General features: G+C 68.0%; 15 protein-coding genes and 1 pseudogene. 7 read left to right on the forward strand and 9 right to left on the reverse strand.

Going from position 1 to position 18,459, the window contains the following annotated elements; translation table 11 throughout:
* Positions 1-752: 752 nt before the first annotated feature.
* Positions 753-1,238 carry a hypothetical protein gene (locus ACFYWI_RS32830; RefSeq protein ID WP_389239415.1) on the forward strand — a complete coding sequence of 162 codons (486 nt, stop codon included), beginning with the start codon at positions 753-755 and terminating at the stop codon, positions 1,236-1,238.
* A 566-nt stretch (positions 1,239-1,804) separates the two neighbouring features.
* Here ACFYWI_RS32830 and ACFYWI_RS32835 read toward each other — a convergent pair.
* Together ACFYWI_RS32835 and ACFYWI_RS32840 are read right to left on the reverse strand one after the other, a co-directional pair.
* Entirely contained in the window at positions 1,805-2,707 is a 903-nt protein-coding gene (locus tag ACFYWI_RS32835; protein WP_389239416.1) for a helix-turn-helix domain-containing protein, read from the reverse strand.
* Between the two features lie 181 nt (positions 2,708-2,888).
* The gene (locus ACFYWI_RS32840) at positions 2,889-3,107 is read right to left on the reverse strand and encodes a hypothetical protein (RefSeq protein WP_389239417.1); all 219 of its coding nucleotides are present in this window, start codon (positions 3,105-3,107) and stop codon (positions 2,889-2,891) included.
* A gap of 698 nt (positions 3,108-3,805) precedes the next feature.
* Between ACFYWI_RS32840 and ACFYWI_RS32845 the strand changes: the two genes are divergently transcribed.
* On the forward strand, positions 3,806-4,540 hold the full coding sequence (locus ACFYWI_RS32845; protein WP_389239418.1) for a hypothetical protein: 735 nt from the start codon (positions 3,806-3,808) through the stop codon (positions 4,538-4,540).
* A 568-nt stretch (positions 4,541-5,108) separates the two neighbouring features.
* Here ACFYWI_RS32845 and ACFYWI_RS32850 read toward each other — a convergent pair.
* Entirely contained in the window at positions 5,109-5,384 is a 276-nt protein-coding gene (locus ACFYWI_RS32850; protein ID WP_389239419.1) for a hypothetical protein, read from the reverse strand.
* Positions 5,385-5,486: 102 nt separating this feature from the next.
* On the opposite strand from ACFYWI_RS32850, the gene ACFYWI_RS32855 reads away from it, so the two are divergent.
* The 4 genes and pseudogenes from ACFYWI_RS32855 to ACFYWI_RS32870 form a co-directional block, all read left to right on the forward strand.
* The gene (locus ACFYWI_RS32855; RefSeq protein WP_389239420.1) at positions 5,487-6,338 is read left to right on the forward strand and encodes a helix-turn-helix domain-containing protein; all 852 of its coding nucleotides are present in this window, start codon (positions 5,487-5,489) and stop codon (positions 6,336-6,338) included.
* Positions 6,339-6,364: 26 nt separating this feature from the next.
* Positions 6,365-6,919: a class IV adenylate cyclase gene (gene cyaB, locus ACFYWI_RS32860; RefSeq protein ID WP_389239421.1), complete on the forward strand. Its 555-nt coding sequence runs from the start codon at positions 6,365-6,367 to the stop codon at positions 6,917-6,919.
* A 386-nt stretch (positions 6,920-7,305) separates the two neighbouring features.
* On the forward strand, positions 7,306-8,613 hold the full coding sequence (locus ACFYWI_RS32865) for a hypothetical protein (RefSeq protein ID WP_389239422.1): 1,308 nt from the start codon (positions 7,306-7,308) through the stop codon (positions 8,611-8,613).
* A gap of 788 nt (positions 8,614-9,401) precedes the next feature.
* Positions 9,402-9,824 (forward strand): annotated as a pseudogene (locus ACFYWI_RS32870) (Scr1 family TA system antitoxin-like transcriptional regulator); the annotation flags it as partial.
* A gap of 422 nt (positions 9,825-10,246) precedes the next feature.
* Here the strand turns inward: ACFYWI_RS32870 and ACFYWI_RS32875 are convergent.
* The 6 genes from ACFYWI_RS32875 to ACFYWI_RS32900 form a co-directional block, all read right to left on the reverse strand.
* Positions 10,247-11,194, reverse strand: coding sequence for a hypothetical protein (locus ACFYWI_RS32875; protein WP_389239423.1), 948 nt, complete (start codon positions 11,192-11,194; stop codon positions 10,247-10,249).
* Positions 11,191-11,766 carry a hypothetical protein gene (locus tag ACFYWI_RS32880; protein ID WP_389239424.1) on the reverse strand — a complete coding sequence of 192 codons (576 nt, stop codon included), beginning with the start codon at positions 11,764-11,766 and terminating at the stop codon, positions 11,191-11,193. The genes ACFYWI_RS32875 and ACFYWI_RS32880 overlap by 4 nt, the downstream gene beginning before the upstream one ends.
* A gap of 330 nt (positions 11,767-12,096) precedes the next feature.
* The gene (locus tag ACFYWI_RS32885; RefSeq protein ID WP_389239425.1) at positions 12,097-12,963 is read right to left on the reverse strand and encodes a hypothetical protein; all 867 of its coding nucleotides are present in this window, start codon (positions 12,961-12,963) and stop codon (positions 12,097-12,099) included.
* Positions 12,953-13,117 (reverse strand): hypothetical protein, encoded by a 165-nt coding sequence (locus tag ACFYWI_RS32890; RefSeq protein ID WP_389239426.1) that lies wholly within the window; start codon positions 13,115-13,117, stop codon positions 12,953-12,955. Before ACFYWI_RS32890 ends, ACFYWI_RS32885 begins: the two co-directional genes overlap by 11 nt.
* 1,239 nt (positions 13,118-14,356) lie before the next feature.
* Positions 14,357-14,929, reverse strand: coding sequence for a class IV adenylate cyclase (gene cyaB / locus ACFYWI_RS32895; RefSeq protein ID WP_389239427.1), 573 nt, complete (start codon positions 14,927-14,929; stop codon positions 14,357-14,359).
* A gap of 122 nt (positions 14,930-15,051) precedes the next feature.
* On the reverse strand, positions 15,052-16,455 hold the full coding sequence (locus ACFYWI_RS32900; protein ID WP_389239428.1) for a hypothetical protein: 1,404 nt from the start codon (positions 16,453-16,455) through the stop codon (positions 15,052-15,054).
* Between the two features lie 1,181 nt (positions 16,456-17,636).
* On the opposite strand from ACFYWI_RS32900, the gene ACFYWI_RS32905 reads away from it, so the two are divergent.
* Positions 17,637-18,170, forward strand: coding sequence for an NUDIX hydrolase (locus tag ACFYWI_RS32905; RefSeq protein ID WP_389239429.1), 534 nt, complete (start codon positions 17,637-17,639; stop codon positions 18,168-18,170).
* Positions 18,171-18,459: the final 289 nt, after the last annotated feature.

Raw genomic sequence — 18,459 nt, forward strand, 5'->3', positions numbered from 1 at the left:
CGCTTCGCTCTGCCTCCGGCAGCCGAATACTCGCTTCGCTCGTTTCGCGCGTCCCCGCGCGAATTGCCCGCCTCCGGCGGGGAGTTATGGAATGGCCTCCGGCCATTCCATAACGTGCGTGCCTCCGGCACGAAATACGGCTGGTTTGGTTTTGTGGGTGGATGGTTGGGGTTTGAGTTGAGGGTTCGTCATGTGGGTTGCTGGGGTGGGTATTGGAGATCTCCGATCCCCTGAAGAGGGGGAATTGATGGGTATTCCGTGGAGGGGAGTAGACCACGGAATACCGGGGAGGGGAAAGGGCCCCTCCGGGCCCAACCCCTTTCGGGATGCGGGAGGTTGGGCGAGTCCTCTCCGAGGAGGTGTACCTGCCTCCGGCATGAGCGACCCCCTGGGAGGGAGAGAGACAGAAAGAGCAAGGAAGAGAACAGGGCCTGCCTCCGGCAGGCCGATCGCACCAGCCCGACCAAGCACCGCAACACACAGGCCCGGACCGGAAAAGTCACGGTGGTGCTTCTCTCCCTGACGCTCTCTGAGCCTGCTCGCCTTCGGGTGACCGTGGGAGAAACCCGACAGACTCACCCCTGCCCGGGTCCGCCGCGACTTCCGGCACCTCCGCCCAATGCCGCCTGGCCTGTCAGGGCACGAAACACCCCCGCTCCGGCCCAGGACGCCCAACACCCGCCCGGTGCAGCCGTTCACGGCCAGCCAGCAGTGGCGGGCAGCCCGCCGCGCCCCGTTGAGCGTGAGGGCCGGTGGCGGCCGCCCGTGGTCGCACTCTCATCGCCGGGCTCCCCCTCCCGTCCGACGAGCCCAAGGACCTCTGGTTCCAGCTGTGGCAGGCCTCCGGCACACCGGTCTTCATGCCGGCCAACATCAAGCATCAGGTCCTGCGGGCCCTGGACGGCGACGGCGCGGGTCTGGCCGACCAGATACTGACCGCCGTCGGCGACATGAGCGCCGAGCAGCGGGGCGCGGCCGCGGCCGTGATCGGCCGGCACCTGGCGGGCTATGCCGACCACGAAGGCGCCTGGCTCGGTGAACGGTGGCTGCGCGACGCCGAGACAAACGCCTGGCAGTTGGTGCATGCCGAGCGGAACCGTCCCACCTGTGAGTCCCGGTCCGCCTTCCGTGACGGCCTGGTCGGAATCCGACGATTCGGCGACGACGGGGTTGTGAGAGGTCACTCCACGTCGTCCCAGAGTCCGTACATCTCAGCCCTGTGCATCCTCATGAGGTAGCGGGAGGGGTAACCCGGCTTGCCGATCTCGCACATCACGACCTCCCGGCCCTCCCGCAGGGCGCAATCCACCTCGTCGGGGGTAGGGCACTCGCGCACGACGTCCGCCTGGCGTACCGCTGCATTGCGGCGACGGTACGCCGTCTGGCGGCAGGCGTTGGAACAGTACTCCCGGCGTCGCCGACCGCCGTGGCGGTGAGCCAGTCGGCGGCTTCGGCGTCAGTGAGGAAGATCGCCTGCGTCTGGTGGGCGGTGCCGTCCTGTACGACGTGGACGCGGCCCGTGCGCGCTGTACTTCGGGGCGGGGCCGGCTATCGGGGTGAGCCGCTGCCAGGTGGCCCGCACCCACACCCACGCCAGCCGCCAATGGCTCCGAAACCAGCACAACACCTGGCCCCGCCTCCACCCCGGCCAACACGCCTCCTCACCCACAGCGACATCCGCCCGTGGAGCGCAGCCACTGCGCTACCAGACCAGTCCGATTGGATCGACATCACCCGGCACTCCGCGTTCCGCGTCACGCCATCCTGAACGGCGTCAGCCAACCTGACCTGCAGGTCGGCGGCATCATGCCGGATTGCGGAACACGGACTCGACGAGAGGGTCTATATCGGTATAGCCCAGCCGCTTGGCTTCGCCTACCAGCCGGTTGACCTCCACAAGTGTGAGCTCCCACTCGCCCCGCTCAAACAGTGAAAGGTCAACAGAGTTCATTCCGTAGCGCTTCTCCAGTCGCCGGAACATGGCGCGCTTCTCTCTACTGGAGAGATTCACGGAAAGCCATTCCCGAAGGTTTTTCGATCTTGTCTGCAGGGAGAACTGCCTAAGTCGCACAATCTCTGCACTCACTGGCAGCGCCCCTGAGCGCCAAGTCCTGGAACTCGCACTATTTCGACCATTCATAGCTATGGCCATCAAGCGAGTACGAGCTGCATAATTTTGGTGCTCAGGGCTGGCCATAGAAAGGAGGTCGAACCAGCTGATCAGTTCGGTCGGGGAGGTTACACCGCAGGCTTCCAGGTAGTTGCGCAGGAAGTATGGCGACACCGGACGCGCTCCTGACAGCACCGCTGCCACGCTCGTATGAGAGTAGGGCATCAGGTGGGCAAGCTGCCGTAGTGACAGTGAGCGGTAAGCGCGAAGGGACTGCAGGGCGAGCCTGAGGTCCAGATTGGTCTCGGCGCGGTGCGAGGGGAGGATGAGTCCTGTTCTGTCCCACCGTTCCCAGATGCGAGGCCAAGACGCCCTCCGCCGCTCCTCGGGGCTCAGATGCAGCGACTCCACGGAGTCATCACTGGCAAACTCCCTGGGCCGAATCTCCCGGCGAACCTCTTCCCAGTTCTTGCGCCACGGCCTGGTATCGCCGAAGCATGCCTCCACATAGGCCTTCGTCACTCGCCACGATGGCAACTCATACCCCCCTGCGGCTTTGGACAGCGAAGCCGCAGAGACGCCGGATCTCGTGGACATGTGCGCAAGAGTGGGGCTGCCCGCCCGTTCTCGGAGCTCGCGAAGTGCGGCGGCGAATTCGAGGACCCGTGGGCTCCCCTGCCCAATAGGTAACTGGTTGGTGCGACGTCCCACGTCTACTCCAGAGGACCTTGAACTGCGCACGGGGGCCAGCCTCAGCCGCTGACCCCCGCGGAGAAAATCAGGCGAGTACCTGGCGAAGCTTCCCGGCGATCAGGCTTCCGCCGGCCACTGCAGCGACAGCGGCCGGCGGAGCGCATCCGACCACCACGAGCACGATGACGGCAAGAAGAACCACGGTCACCAGCCATACCATCGCGGCAGTGATCTCTCGGCTCTGCAGGATCGTCAGCGGACCGATCGGGATAGGAACGCCGCTGGACGTCACGACATACGTCATGGCGTGGGCACCTCAGTCTCTTAATGGAAGCGTGAATTCCGCTTCGTTGACCCGGACTAGTTCGATGCCAGGCCCTGGTTGGCGCCAAGGCTGATCTGGCGCACTCATGCTGGCTCACTCGCGAGGGCGCTGTCCATTCTGATGTGAACGGCTTCTGAAGAATTCAGGGCTCTTTTTAAGAAACCCGTACACACCACATGGAGAGTCTGTACTTAAAAACTGCGCCTTCGGTCACGTTCCGGCAGGCCAAGGCGCCATTCTTCAGAATATGTACCGCTGACGCGGTCAGGAGCGGCACCTTCGGTGCAGCACTGGCCGACGATGGATGACATGCTGGGCGCAAGCCCGCGAGGGCTGTGGCCTTGGTCGCCGGGCACCTCAGTCTCTGACCCGGACTGTGCACCGCGATGCGAGGTAAGCGTGCTGTTGGCGCAGGACGCTCAAGCAATGGGGTTTGCCGTGATCTGACCGGGCGAGCCCCATTGCTTTTACTTGCAGCGCGGCGGAGTCTCCGCACGGCGCTGACACGGCAGGCGTGCCCGGCGCGCCGCCCCGACGTCCCCTGCCCGGCGCCAGCAGCACTCTTTCGGCGCCCGCACGGCACGCCCGCTCCGGGCGCTCCAAGATGGGGCTCCAGTGTCGTCACGGAGGGGGATCAGGTGCCTGGCCTTGGGTGGGAAGACTGGACAGCCGCGAGAGTGGACCCGAACCGTCTGCCAGCCGACTGGGGCTGGAAGGTCACACGCCCTTCAGGCCGCGGCTTCGAAGACGACCCGGTCGACTACGCCGCCTCCCTGCGCGACCGACGCAGCATCCTCATCCAGGAAACACCCGGCGTGCCGCTGCGGCGCCGCAAGCAGCCATGGCACCGCGCAGCACCGCATGCATCAGGCGCCTCCTACCTGCCGTTCACGACCGAGATCCCGTTCGGGCTGTGGATCATCAGTCTCACCCCGAACGACGACGAGGAGCGCTCCGGACGGACCTGGGGCCAAAGAATATGGTTCCGGGTACCGGCCTGGTGGGCGCTGGGACCCCAAGGGCGGACAGCGGCAGCACTGCTCGCCCGACTGGAGAAGCTGACCTGGGACGAAGTCCTCACCCTGCGCCGCTCCTACAACAAGGCATGGCCGACCGATCGCGAAGACCCCGCCTGGTATGAGGCACAGGACCTCGCCGCGACCGCCGACCGAGCCACGCTGAAGAACGCACTGATCAAGCACACCGAAACAGCACTGGACCGAACAGCCCGCTCCCACGGCAAACGCGTACGGGACTTCTCGGACGAACAAAAAGCGGTGTGCTTCGCCGCCGCGGCCCTCGCAATCGAAGACCTCTCCCCCAGCCTCGCCCACCGCCTCCTCGGACCGCTCCGCCTCGCACTCGGAGACGTCCACACCTACCCCGTCCCCTCATGGGCAGTCAGCCCGTAAACCAAGGCGAACTGCGAACCAGCTGACGCCCGCCAACACGGACTCGCCAGCCCCCTACTAACTCCACGACGCACCACCGACCGCTGATCCACGACACCCGCGACAGCAACCTGCGGATACACACCACCGAACGTCTGGAGCCGCGACCAGCCCAACGACCGTGCCGCCTTGCGCATAGCGGAGCGGATCAGATCGATACCGCCGAGCACCACCCCCGCCCGGCGGCCGTCGCCTGTAAGACCCAGGTGCCCGCAGCGCCCCTGATGAATGATCACGGGCAGGCCAAAGCTACTACTACCTCTCTACGTACATTGGCACCAGGGGCCGTGACGTCAGCAAGACGCGGCAGGGTGGGGGCGGGCAGCAGAAGCAGCCGCCGAACCGGACAAAGGACGCCGCCAGAGGCCGGTCAGAACGCGAGTTCAAGTCGTCGGGGAGTTGCGCCTGGCTGTCGACGGGCAGTCGGCCTCGTGGACGACGATCGTCATGCCGGGGCCTGACGCTGAGAATTTGTCCAGGCGCTCGTACTGCTCACCGGGGTGGATCGGCTGGTGGCAGCGCGCGCAGATCACGACGTCTCCCGGTAGGGATTGCCCTCGGCAGGCGTGACGCGCCAGAAGCACGTCTGTACGACCCGGAACGAGCGGTGCCCGGGCCGCTGTCCCGTGTGTTTGAGCGCCCACACCTCGGCAGGAAGCCGCCGACCTTCGGTCGCACCGGACGACTCGTCACATGTGGTGCACTGCGCCTCGTGCAGTGCTTGCTGAGGAGCGCCCTCGGAGGTGTCGAGGCCGAGTGTCCAGTCGGCCGCCGCGATAACCGTGTGTGCGGTTCGGTTCTTCATGCCGACAGGATCTTGTGACGTACCGTGTCCGCTCGATACCCGAACGGTAATCTCACTGTGAGATGGATTCCCATCTCAGTTGTGGATACCGGGGGTTGCGGCATGTCCGGGACAGTGGCGCCGATCGAGCTTCTCGACTGGGCGTGGGAGCGCGCCGACGTCCGCCAGGCGTTACGCCGCAGGGACATCGGCGCAGTGTTCCGGCACGTGCAGCAGTACGCGGGAGTCAGCCAATCGCGGATCGCCACCGCCATCGGAATGACGCAGGCCCGCGTGAACGAGATCATCAACGGCCGCCGTGAAGTGTCCCGCCTCGACGTCTACGAGCGCATCGCCGACGGGCTGAACATGCCCGATGATGCCCGCCACTTACTCGGCCTGGCAGCGAGCAGGGAGAAGCGCAGCGGCGGGCCGGCCTTCGACCTCGCCGCGTTCCCCGAGGTCGTCCGTGTCTACGCCTCGCAGGCCTCCGCCCGTGAGGAGATCCAGCAGCATGCCCGCGCAGCGCAGCAGCTGGACGTGCTCGCCGTTCGCGGCCTCGGTCTGATCGGGCTGAACGATTCGCTCCTGCGCGCTTGCCTGCCACGCGAGCAGGGCGGTCGGGGGCTGCGGGTGCGCGTGCTGCTCCTGGACCCGCTGTCGTCCGCGCTGGCCCGGCGTGCGGCCGAAATCGGTGAGTCTGTGGAGTCACTGGCCGGCGGCGTGCATCTTGCTGAGGCGCGGTTGCGTGAACTGGCAGAGAACTGCGACGTGCAGGTCTACCGATACGGCATGCTGCCGACCTGGCGGCTCATCCGCACGGACTCCACCATGTTCGTGGGCGCCTTCGATGCAGGCTGGGAAGGCCACGAGTCGGCCACCTACAAGGTGATGGAGACCCCACACGGCCCGCTGTACCGGGGTTTCCGCCGGATGTTCGAGACGATCCTCGACGGGGCCCAGCAGACCGTCTGAACGAGCGAAGAGAGGGGAACCGGCCGATGATCGAGGCGGAGCTGAAAGCCAGGGTGCATACGCCGGAAGAGGTGCTGCGCCGGCTCGACGAGCGCGCCACTGGGCGGGCCGAGGTCTACCAGGACACCTACTACGACGATCCTGACGGCAGCCTCGGCAAGCGCGACCAGGAACTACGGGTACGCACCGTGCACGGCCCGGACGAGACCCGCACCGTACTCACCTTCAAGGGCGCCCAGGTCGACGAGGTATCCGGATCGAAGCCCGAGCACGAGACCCGCGTCGAGGACGCCGAAGCAGTGCACGCCATGCTGCACGGACTCGGCTACATGCCCGTCATCGCCTTCGAAAAGCGCTGCAGAAACTACGACTTCGAGGCCCGCGGCCGGCGCATGCTCGCCACCCTCGTGCGCGTCCCGGAACTCGACGGCACATTCCTCGAACTGGAGACCCTGGTCAACGAGACGGACACACAGGCAGCGCTCGCCGACGTCCGCGCCGTGTTGGCAGAGCTGGGTATCAGTGAGCACGACCTGACGCGGGAGCTGTACACGGATGCAGTTCGAACACACCGCCACTGAACCCCAGTCGCACGAAAACCCCTACCGCAACCGGTCTGGCCGTGAACTCGGCTGCCGGCATTGCGTAGTTACGGCTTCCATGTTGATCGGCCGCGGGCAGGCGGACCAAGCCAATATCCGCAGCCACCCAACGTCTTTTGCCTGGCCGTTTTCATCAGAGACGGTGCAGAAGGTCATCGACCGCGCGCCGGACGCGGAGCGGCCAGCGGCGTACCACACGGCCACGAGCGGCGCGGGCTCGCTCAGCGGCCAAGTGCTGACCGGTGACCGGGACCGGTGTGTCGCCACCGAGCGCTCGCAGCGGACCGTCATAGAAACAGCCCGTACAACAACCTCAGACGCCCTGTCCACTTCCCCCACAACGGCCCCGCGAAGGACCAGCCACAGTGACCGACCACCCCCGCAATGGCACCGTCGCAGCACCGGGCTCCCCCTTCTTCGCCCTGCACACCCTGGGCTGGCGCGCATTCCAGGACCTGTGCGCTGCTGTACTCCGCGAAGTGTGGGCGCAGTCGGTGCACACCTTCGCCTACTCCAACGACGGCGGACGCGACGGCGCATTCTCCGGCATCTGGCAGCAGCCACCGGACCCGATCGGGGTCCAGGATCTGCCCGACGGCCCGTTCGTCCTGCAGTGCAAGCACACCAAGAAAGCGGACACCACCCTCACGCCCTCGGACCTCGACGACGAGTTCGCCAAGGCCCAGGCGCTGGTGGACCAGGGTCTGTGCGGCAGTTACGTCCTGCTCACCAACGCGCGGGTCAGCGGTACCTCGGGAGCCTCCATCCGACAGCGCCTGATCGATGTCGGTGTCGGGTACCCGCTGATTCTCGACGGCCAGTGGATCTGCGACACCATAGCCAGCCACCAGCGCCTGCGGACCTTCGTCCCTCGCGTCTACGGACTCGGCGACCTCTCCCAGATCCTCGACGACCGCGCCTACACCCAGGCCCAGGCCCTGCTCGGCCGCCTGCGAGACGAACTGGCCGATTTCGTGGTCACCGACGCCTACCGGCGTGCCGTCCAAGCCGTGCAGGAGCACGGTTTCGTTCTCCTGCTCGGCGAGCCGGGCGTCGGCAAATCCGTCATCGCAGAGACCCTGGCCATAACCGCCCTCGACGCCTGGGGCTGCCTGACCGTCAAAGCGCCCGACGCCGCCGGACTCGTGCACCACTGGAACCCACACGAACCGAACCAGTTCTTCTGGATCGACGACGCCTTCGGCAGCGTCCGCCACGAGCGGCACCTCACCGACAACTGGGCCCGGCACATGCGGGAAGTCATGACCGCCGTCCGCGGCGGAGCAAAAGTCGTCCTCACCTCACGCGATTACATCTACCGCGATGCCCGCCGCTACCTGAAGGAGTCCGCCTACCCTCTCCTGCACGAACAACAGATCGTCGTGGACGCCGCGCAGCTCTCGCCAGAGGAACGGCAGCAGATCCTCTACAACCACATCAAGCTCGGCGACCATCCCCACGAGGTCCGCCGGAGCATGAATTCCATCTTCGCGAGGCAGCCGACGCAGACCCCTTCTACTCCGAAGTCGCCAAACGCCTGGGCCGACAAGCGTTCACGCGCCACCTCCAACTCAACAGCCGCGGAATCACCGACTTCATGGCACGTCCCAGCGATTTCCTCCGCGATACCTACGAAGGACTCGAACCCAACGAGAAGACCGCGCTCGCCCTGACCTACCAGGCCGGTGAATGCCTGCCCGCCCCCCTGGACCTGGACCCGGCCCAGCACGATGTCGTCACCCGAATGGGAGGAACTTTGCTGGCGTCGGCCGAGCGCTTAGCACTCTCACCGGCACCTTCGGGCAGGATCCGCCAGCGCTCGTCGAGGTGGGTGCGGCCGCGCCGGAGCGTCATTGGACGTTGCGACTCCCGAGCCGGGGATGTGATGGCTGATCCCCCCGCGGGGCCATGGCGTTGCGGGAGGGGCTACTGCGCCAGCGCGGCGAGGGCCTGGTCGGCCATCTGTACGCCCATCATGGCCGCGAAGGCACTGGGACGCCGGGCCTGTGACGGCCCGGACGTCCGGGTACGGGCCAGCCGCGCGCGACTACCTCGCCGAGGAGGACGTAGCGCGGCTGCTGGGCTCGGCCACGGCCGTCTTCCGGTGTCCGGCACGGAGCCCCGGATCGCCAGGACCCGCGTCGGGCGAGGCCGCGTGCACTCAGCAGGATCCCGAAGAGAGGCCGATGCCACCAGGTACTGATGCCAGGATGAACCGGTGTGCCGGGGCAGCCGGCCGGGTCCAGTGGCCCCGGTGACGGAGCGGCTGCCCCGGTCCCTCACCGGCCTGCAGCAGAGAGTGCCGCCATGCCACCCGGTTCGGGATCGGGAATCAGCTCTGCCGCACCCCCGCCCCGCCCGATACCGTGGGGGCATGGCCAGGGAAATCCGTATCAAAGTCGACGACGAGACCTACGAGCAGCTCGAGCGCCTCGCGGCCGACGGCCACGCCGAGCCGGAGCAGCAGTCACCCCGGGACACCGAGGAGGCCGTGCGCTCCCGCATCAAGCGGCAGCAGGCGCTGTACGACCCCACCAAGCGCTTCCACCTGCTCCTGTGGGAGGCCGCACTGCGGGCCCTTGTCTGCCCGCCGTCCGTGCTGGCCGCACAGCTTGACCGGCTGTCGGGCGCCGTCGGCCTGGACACGGTGGAGCTGGGCATTGTCCCGCTCAGTGCCTCGCTCAAGATCCCGCCTGCCACCGCCTTCTGGGTCTACGACGACAGCCGAGTGATCGTGGAGACCTGGCACTCCGAACTCTGGGTGGAGGACGAGGCCAGCGTGAATACCTACCTCCGCACCTGGAACACCCTGCGGGAGTCGGCGGTGTACGGGGCCGACGCCAACGGGCTCATCAGTGACGCGCGCCGGGCGCTCAACGTCTGACGCGGGCCGGGACCCCGCTGCCGGCTGATTGAGCGAATCGGCTAATTCCCCAGGTCGGATTGGCTTCCGTACGCTCCCGAACTCCCTGGAACTCCGGCGGACGCGGCCGTACGCTGGAAGCAGCACAAGACCACGGACCAGCACACGGTCCGTGGTGTTTCTGTGTGCTGGGTCGGGTCATGACCTGACCGGAGGCGCCCTGTGGGCGAACCTGCAACCCTTGGCGAGGTCCGCACCTGGCCCGCCCTCGTCTCCCTCACGCAGGCGGCCCGTGCCCTCAGGACCACTGCCTTCACGCTCCCCGCTCCGGGCCCCGGATGTCCTCCCCGCCGCCCGGACCGGTCGGCGGGGCGAGGCCGAACCCGAACTCCGGCCACCGGCCGGGGCCGTCTCACCGGTCCAGTCGGGGCCTCCAGGATGCCTCAGTTGAGCACCTGGACTTCCCGGATCTCCACGCTGGTCCCGGCGTCGCGGGTGGTGGTGATCGTGCCTGTCTGGCCCGCTCCGGCCCATTCCACGTCCCACGTGGTGGTGGCGGTCACCTTGTACCGGCCGCCGTCCACGCTCGAGCTGGGGGTCGAGTAGCGGTGCCCGCAGTCGGGCGACCTGCGCTTGCCGTACTCCGCCTTGTACGGCGTACCCGGCCCGGTGCAGACGACCGTCTCTCCGTCGCCCATCGTGTACGTCACGTTGCGCACCTTGGCGGTGGCGGTGACCGTCACGCTGCCCGCCGTCGCCGAGGCGGTCGCCGGGCCGGTGCGGGTGGGGCCGGGCTTGTTCCAGATCCACACCGGCATCCCCACGACACCGACACCGGACGGCTTGGGCGCAACACCGATGTCCGCACCCTCCAGCCGCAGGTTCTCCACCGCCCGCTGCGCGAGCGCCTGGACGTCCACACCACCCCCGGCCGGACCCGCCGCGGAAAACGTCGTACCACCCGCCAGCTCGCGACCTATGCCGGGACACGAGACGTTGTAGAGCTTTCCGGGATCACCCGGCTTCCAACCGTCAGGGACGCCCGTCGCGTACCCCCAGACCGGATCGTCCGGGCCAGGCTGCGGATCGAGCACCTGCCAGTAGCAGGCGTCAGCCGGGTTGAACCTGCCCATGTCCGTCGAGCACGGCACTTCCTTGCCGTCGATCGCGCACGTCGCCTTGCCACCCCCACCGCCGTCGCCCCCGCCGCCGGGCTTGCCCGGCTTGCCGTCGGTCGGCGGCTTGTCGTCCTCCGCCGTGATGGGGCAGTCGAGCTTGGTGGGCGGGCAATTCACCCCGCCGCCCGGCCCGTCGGCCACCGCGAATTCCGCCGGCACCCCGAGCAGGAACAGCGCGAGCACGGCGGCCGCCGCCGACCGGCGCGCGCTCAACACGTCCGCCCCCGCTCGATCGTGTACGTGTAGAACACCCACGCCCCGGACTTGGAGCGCTGCGCGGTCGCCGTCACGACATGGCGGCGCGGCCCGGGGCTCTTGAGCTCTTTCACCTTGCCTGTCTTGGCGTTCACCTCGTCGTACCGGCTGGAGTCGGCGCAGTCGGTCACCACCGCCTTCAGCGGCTCGGACTCGGTGTTGAGCGCGGTCACGTCCGGCTTCCGCGTCACGTCGCCCTTCATCACGGTGCCCTGCTGCTGGTGGTAGAAGAGCGTCACCTTGATGTCCGACAGCGCCTTGTGCGCCGCGTATTTCTCCAACTCCGGGTCCAGCTTCGCCGTGGCGTACGTGCGCGCCTCCGCCGCCGTCAGCCCCTCGTACGCCTTCAGCACGGCGGCTTTCTCGGCCGCCTGCGGGTCAGCCGAGGATGTCGCCGGGGCGGGCGTCGACACGCCCTGTGACGGCTTGCTGTCGCCGTCATTGCTGCCGCTGCATCCGGCGAGCACCGCAGCGAGCGCTACAGCGCCGCTCAGCGCCGCCACGCCATGCTTGTGTCGAGCTGTCACCATCAGGGGCACCCCGTGCAGTTGCGATCAGATCCGGATCACCGTAACCCGCAGCGCAGACGCAATCACAGGAGTTCCCAGGCCAGTTGAGCAAATCACCGCCACCCGCCCTGCCCAGGCGCCCCTCCGACCGCCGGCTCGCGTAGCGGGTATCGGTGCGCAGGGCCGCGTTGCACTACCGGCCGAGCGGAGCACTGGGCGCGCAGCGCCATCCCCTGGCGGGGGGGCGGCTGTTTCTTTGGCTGCGGCCAGGGCCGGCCCGCTGGTGGCAAGGAGGCAGGAGCAGAGGGGTGCTTACGGCGTAAGCACCCCTCTGCTGATCGCCGCGGGATGTCAGTCCTCGGGGTGCTGTCGCGCGCTGCGGACGATGTGGGACCAGGTGCCTGCGGTTCCGCCGTGCTCGTGGGCCAGCTGGCCGGCGAGTTGGGCTGCAGGAGTTCCGGGGTGTGCCTTGACCGCGGTGCGGGCCTGGTCCAGGCGGGGATCGCCGTCGTACGGGTAGCGGCGGCCCGTCTTGGGCGTTCCGGCCGGGCGGCCGCCTCCACGCTCGCGGCGCTCGGCGTACGTCCAGATGTCGCCGCGCCGGTACTTTCGCTTGACGAAGCCCTTGTCCGTCGTCCTCTCCTCGGCTGGTGCCGGCCAGTGCCTCGGCGGCCTCACCGGGTACTTCGTGATGCTGGTCGGTTCCATGCCCAGGACCCGGGCGGCCTCGGACAGCGAGATCAGGTCCTCGGCGTTCCCACTGAGGTCGACGTTCGTGCGCCACTGCTGATTGGCTTTGTAGCCCTCGTACCAGGTGTCCCAGGTCTTCGGGTTCCAGTACATGGTGTTGCCGACCATCTTCTCCGGCTGGGGGTGCCCGTTGGACTTCCGCTCCCGCCACAGCAGTTCGAGGGTGCTCAGACCCAGGCCCGTACGGTCTTGCAGGTCCGCACGGCTCTCCAGCGCGGCTACGTCGGTGTGGTGCTCGTACCACTGGTGCCAATCGGCGGCGTACCAGACCAGCGCGCGGTTGATCGTGCCCGCGGCCTCGGGGTGACCGTTGAGCTCGCGCTCCCGGTACAGCCTCTCCAGGTGGGAGATGCTGAGCTCGTAGGTGTCGGCAAGCTCCTTCCTGCTCAGTACGCGACGTCGGTCCAGTGTGGCCATGGGGGTGTCCTCCGTGATCTGTGGATCCCGCGGCAGGGCCTCACTCGTCATCGTCGGCTCCCTCCTCGCGGCGGTCGTTGTGGTCGGCGGGCTGCGGCAGGAGCACCACGCCGGTCTCGGTGAGCGGGTGCTCGGCGTCATGCTCCGCGCCGCGCGTGACGTTGCGGCCCTGGGTCTGTTGCGGCGTGTGCTCCCACCGCGTCACGCCGGACTCGGTCAGCCTCGTGACCGTTGCGATGTCGCTGTCCTTGATCGTCGATGCCCAGTCCGGAGCACCGTGCGCCGGCTCGTCGGCGAGCAGGATGAACCGAGTGCCGCCAGTGCCGGGGAGCAGGGCCGTCCTGAATGCGGTGGGTCACAGCGGGCTCGGCTCCGGCCGAGTTGCCGGCGCGGAAGGTCACGAGGTCGTCGAGGGCGGGGGCGTGTCGAGCTCCGCGTCGTTTACCATCATGTGCAGTGCCTTCCTGGATATGGGCTTGTTGAAGGGCCTGGGGCCAGGGGGCATAGGACGGCCGGCACTACTGCTATTGGGCTGGCCGTCCGCCCCCATCCTCCGCGAGTTACGCGGTTGCGAAAACGAGGGCCTCAACCTCTCGACTCAACTAATCTTGCCTTGTTTTCTTGCTTCGCGTCCAGCCGGTCGCCCGATCCGCGCCGGCAGACCGTACGCCAGTCGGCGACTTACCGCTTCTGGAGCCTGTTCGGCACCCTTTGACGGGCAGGCGGCTGGTGATCTTGCTGGAGGGTTCGTGGTCTCTCCAGTCGACCACGGCGGTGATGAGCCGCATGTCGGCGTTGGCCGCGAAGCGGCGCACTGCCACAGGTCTCGCGGAGCGGGACCCACCGGCGCGAAGCGCCGCACTGCCCCCGCGCCGCAGGCGCCCCGAAAATGCGTCCGCCGTGGGCGGCCCAACCGCCCGGCGAAGGAGGGCGGCCGGCCGGCGAAGGAGGGCGGCCGGCCGGCGACGAAGAAGCCGGCCCAACAACACAGCCACGCCGCCAGGCGTGCCCTTTGCAAGGACTGTCGCCCGAAGGGCGGCTGGCGTGGTCCAGGCCGAGTTGGTGCCGCAGTCCGGCGGCGGCATTGCCCTTTTCGGACCGGTTCGGCTCGGTCCGCGTCAGCGGACCCGGCCCCGAAGGGGCCAGATGGAGCTGTCACGCCGTTAGGCGTGTCCTTTTCCAGCGCCGAAGGCGCATGGACAGCCGCGCCCCTGCGGGGCGCGTCCACGGTCCGGTGCCCGGAGGGACTGGCCGGAGCGAAGCGGAGAGCCAGACCCGCAGGAAACGCACCGGACCACCAGACAGCCGCCCCGCCAGGGGCGTCCTTTCCCCGGGCCGGGGTCACACCCTGTGGAGGGTGTGAGCCGCGCCGCCCCTGCGGACGAGCGGCGCGGCATTCAGCGGAGTAGTAGTTCGATCACCTGTGTGCCGTACGTGTCGCGGGCTATTCGTGCTGCCTGAGCACCAGATCGCGGTAGGGGAGCGCGACCGTTGGGTGCCCGATGATGCCGAGCTGCTTCTCGATGTGCTCGACGAGTTCGGCGGCGCCGTCGGCGGTAGGTCGGTTGACCTCGGTTTCGACGAAGGTACCGGCGCCGTGGACGGTGTCGATGCTGACTGTCACGCCGGGAGTCTCCGGATGGCGGTAGGTGGTGCGTGTCTTCTCGACGCAGACGAGCTCGCGCATGCCAATCGAGGTCAGCAGCCTCTCAGCCGTGCGCGCCTGCTTGCCCTCGCGCAGGATGACGTTCGTCTCGACCTTGGACACGACGTCGTCGGCTGCGTGGGTCGTCGGGGTGGAGGCTGGCTTGTAGGTGATCTCTGCGAAGTCGCCGCGACGGCGGACGCGCAGGCACTCGACGGTCTGCATGTAGTCGACGTCGGGGCGGCTGTAGTAGGTGTCGACCTCGGTGACGGGGGCGGATGCGACGTAGCCGAGCTGGGCGAGTAGGGGCGCAAGAGTGCTGCCGTCGTCGGGCAGCTCGCGCTTGCGCTCCACTTCGATGGTGTCGGTCATGGGGTCATCCTCCTGTGCTGATTGCGGCGTACATGCGGGCGGGTGCCGGGGGGCGGGGCCCTCGGCCGTGGTCCGAGGGCCCCGCGCCTGTCGTCGTTACCTGGCCACTAGGGGTGGGCGGGTCACATCATCTGGGTGAGTGCGGAGTGGAGTCGGGCCATGGCCGCGCGGCTGCACAGCGGTCGAAGGGTCTCGATACCGGCCGTGAGTGCCTCGGTGTCATTGGCGGGGATGTTGGTGAAGAGAACCAACTGCTTACCGTCGGGGAGGGGGTTGGGCAGGCGGTTGCGGAGGTAGCGGGTGTAGTAGGCCCGCTCGGGGGTGACGACGTCGCGGGGCGTCCGGGGCATCATCACGGTGTTCGTGTTCGCCTCTGCCGAGGAGATCGCGAACTCGGTGAGCAGTTCGTTCAAGGTGAGGTAGACGTATGTCTCGTGGCCTTCGCGCTCGATCCACTCTCGCCACACGGCCGCGCACCGCTCGTTGCCGTTCTCGGCGGAAGTGAGCTGTTCGATGATGGCGGCGTCGGTGCACTCGTCGAAGATGTCACCGTCCACAACGTAGTGATCTCCGTACGGCTCGCTGACGGTCTTCAACAGCGCTCGCTGTCGCGGGGAGATCCATTCGGCCTCGGTGAGTGTGAAGTGGACCCGCTTGTGACCGGCTGCCGCGTCGATCCAATCGGCGGAGAGCTGTCCGTCGAGGCGGGGGAGGAATCCAAGGGCACCGGAGCGCCACGCGTAGTCGCGGAAGGTGATGTAGTGACGCTGGATCTCGCGGAACAGGCCGATCGGTCCGGTGATGACGGCGCTGGTCCTGGGGTCGATGTCCTCAAGGGCGACGATGCGGGAGTCCTGACGGACGATCGGGTCGTCGCCGGAGTGGTGGTAGGGGTGGCGGCCGTCGCTCAGGTACTGCGGGGCGAACATGCGGATGAACTGAAGCCATCCGCGATGCGTGTAGGTGTGGGTGACCGTTTCATGGAGGGTCGCGGCGTCGACGGTGCGGACGTCGCGATAGGCGAAGTGACCGCCGGGCTTCAGGACGGCGGGAAGGGTCTGCATCATCTGGTGAATTCCCCGGTACCCGCTGCCGTAGGAATAGACCTCGTGCATGAGTGCGGACGCGGCGCCGATGTCCACGGGGCGGTCAAGGATGGTGCCGAGGTCCTGCGCCAGACCGCTGGTGAGGGTGCAGGTTCCCAACTCGGCCGCGTTGTAGCCGTCGATGGCGCGTGCGAGGGCCTGCGAGACGACGCCGGGGGCCTCGATGAGGGTGATGTCCAGTGTGCGGGGCCGGTCGGCGGTGTGGGTGAGGCTGTCGGTGAGGAACTGGAGGGCGGCGCCGCCGCCGGGTCCGATCTCAACGAGGTGCGGCGCGTCGGTCTCGGTTCGCGCGAGCGCGTTGAGGACCATCTGAATCTTCTCGCGGCCGTGCGAGTTCGCGGCCTCGTCGAGGTAGCCAGTGGCGGACTTCGCGGCGGTGGCGAACGCGTGCCCCACGGCGGTTTCGGTCTGCACGGTCATTCTGTTCTCCGTGGTGTTGAAGGTTTGGGGTCTTGCTGTGTCGTCCGGGGCTGCTATCCCTTTCCGACATCCCTAATTCTGCCCTATTCAAGGGTGGGTGACCACCTCAATAGCCCCCCGAAGCAGGTGAGTTGGATCACAGCAACCGCAGGTCAGGGCCGGTCCCGCCCCCGGCCCGACTGTCGGCGGCGGGCCTCCGCCACACCCCACCCGGTGGACGGGGCTCCCCTCGGTTGGCCGGGCAGCTCCGCCATACCGCCGGTTCTGCGGGGCTGCAAGGGACCTTCGGCGTCGCTACGCGATGCACTTGCGCGCACCCTGGACCGGCCGCCGCGCCCTGACAGTAGTTGACGTGCCGTCAGAAGGGGTTGGGGGAGTGTTTGACCGGGAGGGGGCCGGGCGGGCCGGGGCATGGGCAGGGGGCCATTACACTCGCGCCAATGGAGAGGGCTGTGCCCTCACCGCGACTTTAGTCGGGCACTCGGCCCCCTGTTCTTGCCCCGGGAGGGACCCGCCCGGCCGCCTCCCGGTTAAAGACTCCCTCGGCCCCGACCCACGGACACACCCCCGGGCCCGGCACCCCGCGATCTCCACCGCCGCCCAACTCCGCCTTCGTGCCGGAGCATCCATCCCTGCCGGCAACCACTCCCCCGTAGTAGCACCGGTTGTAATTCAGCGGGAAGAGTGTCGGATGAGTCGGATTCTGGACTGGGACGAGCCCGACCACTGGACAGTGCGGCATGTCGCTGCTCACTACCAGGTGGCCGAGGGCACCGTGACCCGTGAATGGGTGCACTGGCCACAATGGCCGGCCGCCGTGGAAGGAACGGGAAAGAGAACGGCCGGCCGGGGCAGGCCGATGAAGGTCTACCGGCGCAGCGAAGTGGAAGCCGCGGTCGAGGCACACACAAAGACCAACCCTGAGTTCGGGCCGCCGGCACAGCCGCCACGGGAATGGCCCCGACGCGACCGGGTCACCCTGGCCGAGACCGCTCGCCGGCTGGACCGCGACTACGTCGAGGTGCGCAACTACCCCGGCTCTACCCCACCAGCTCCAGCAACCCGTTCCCGGCGACCGGCCCCGACGGCCTGCGCTCCTGGGGAGAGGTGATCGACTGGCACCGGCGCCGGCGAGGAATGGGCAACCGCAGAGACTCCCTGCCCACCCCGCACACACGCCCTTGGGGAAGACGCATGACGAGCACTCAGCAGACCGCGTTCCAACGCGGATCAAGGTCCGCTTTGCCGCGCTGATCTTCGACGGCGAGGACGGGGCGCTGATCCGCAGAACAAACAACCAAGGTACGGATCACTACTCACTGCCCGGCGGCAATGTCGAACCCGCCGAACCCCTGCTCGACGCCCTGCGGCGAGAACTCCTCGAAGAACTGGGCCTGCAGCGCCTCGAGCAGCAACCCGCCTTCACCCGGCTCCTGGACGCCATGGTCACCCGGCCGGGCTCCACGCCTCCCCGCAAGCTCCACCTCGCCTACCGCATCCACCTCGCCCCCGGCATGCGCCAAGACCTGCGCCTGCACGAAGACGACGACACCCTCGGCAAAGACCTCGTCGTCTGGCTCCCCTACCGCGACACCCGCGACCTGAACATCTTTTCCCCCGTGCCCATCGCCGGCCCTGACACCCCCACCCACCCCGTCGACGCCGCATCCGCAATGCTCGCCGACCTGAACGACACCAACTACCAGTGGATCTGACGACACCACAGGCACCACGAACCTGCACCGCTCCACAGCACCGAGCACCAACGCCCCCGCGGAGCGAAGCGAAGCACTCCAACTTCCCCGCGCAGCAGGGAAAGCGGCAGCGCGGAGCGCGAACGCCCCGCGCACCGCGCCGGCCTCCGGTGGCGCGCAGCGCCACCCACCCCGCGCGCAGCGCGGGGCACTCCCCCGGGCCGGCGAGGAACGAGCCCGGCCCGGGCGCCCCGGCCCGCGAAGCGGGCCGAAACAACCAGCCGCCCCGCCAGGGGCGACCACCGGTCCG

This window comes from Streptomyces sp. NPDC002889 (assembly GCF_042888425.1).
Taxonomy (GTDB): domain Bacteria; phylum Actinomycetota; class Actinomycetes; order Streptomycetales; family Streptomycetaceae; genus Streptomyces.

Coding starts and splice junctions, on each gene's coding strand:
- ACFYWI_RS32880 (WP_389239424.1), bottom strand. CDS start 11,766: ATGGTGACAGCTCGACACAAGCATGGCGTGGCGGCGCTGAGCGGCGCT.
- ACFYWI_RS32885 (WP_389239425.1), bottom strand. CDS start 12,963: ATGACGAGTGAGGCCCTGCCGCGGGATCCACAGATCACGGAGGACACC.
- ACFYWI_RS32835 (WP_389239416.1), bottom strand. CDS start 2,707: ATGTCCACGAGATCCGGCGTCTCTGCGGCTTCGCTGTCCAAAGCCGCA.
- cyaB (WP_389239421.1), top strand. CDS start 6,365: ATGATCGAGGCGGAGCTGAAAGCCAGGGTGCATACGCCGGAAGAGGTG.
- ACFYWI_RS32850 (WP_389239419.1), bottom strand. CDS start 5,384: ATGAAGAACCGAACCGCACACACGGTTATCGCGGCGGCCGACTGGACA.
- ACFYWI_RS32855 (WP_389239420.1), top strand. CDS start 5,487: ATGTCCGGGACAGTGGCGCCGATCGAGCTTCTCGACTGGGCGTGGGAG.
- ACFYWI_RS32840 (WP_389239417.1), bottom strand. CDS start 3,107: ATGACGTATGTCGTGACGTCCAGCGGCGTTCCTATCCCGATCGGTCCG.
- cyaB (WP_389239427.1), bottom strand. CDS start 14,929: ATGACCGACACCATCGAAGTGGAGCGCAAGCGCGAGCTGCCCGACGAC.
- ACFYWI_RS32900 (WP_389239428.1), bottom strand. CDS start 16,455: ATGACCGTGCAGACCGAAACCGCCGTGGGGCACGCGTTCGCCACCGCC.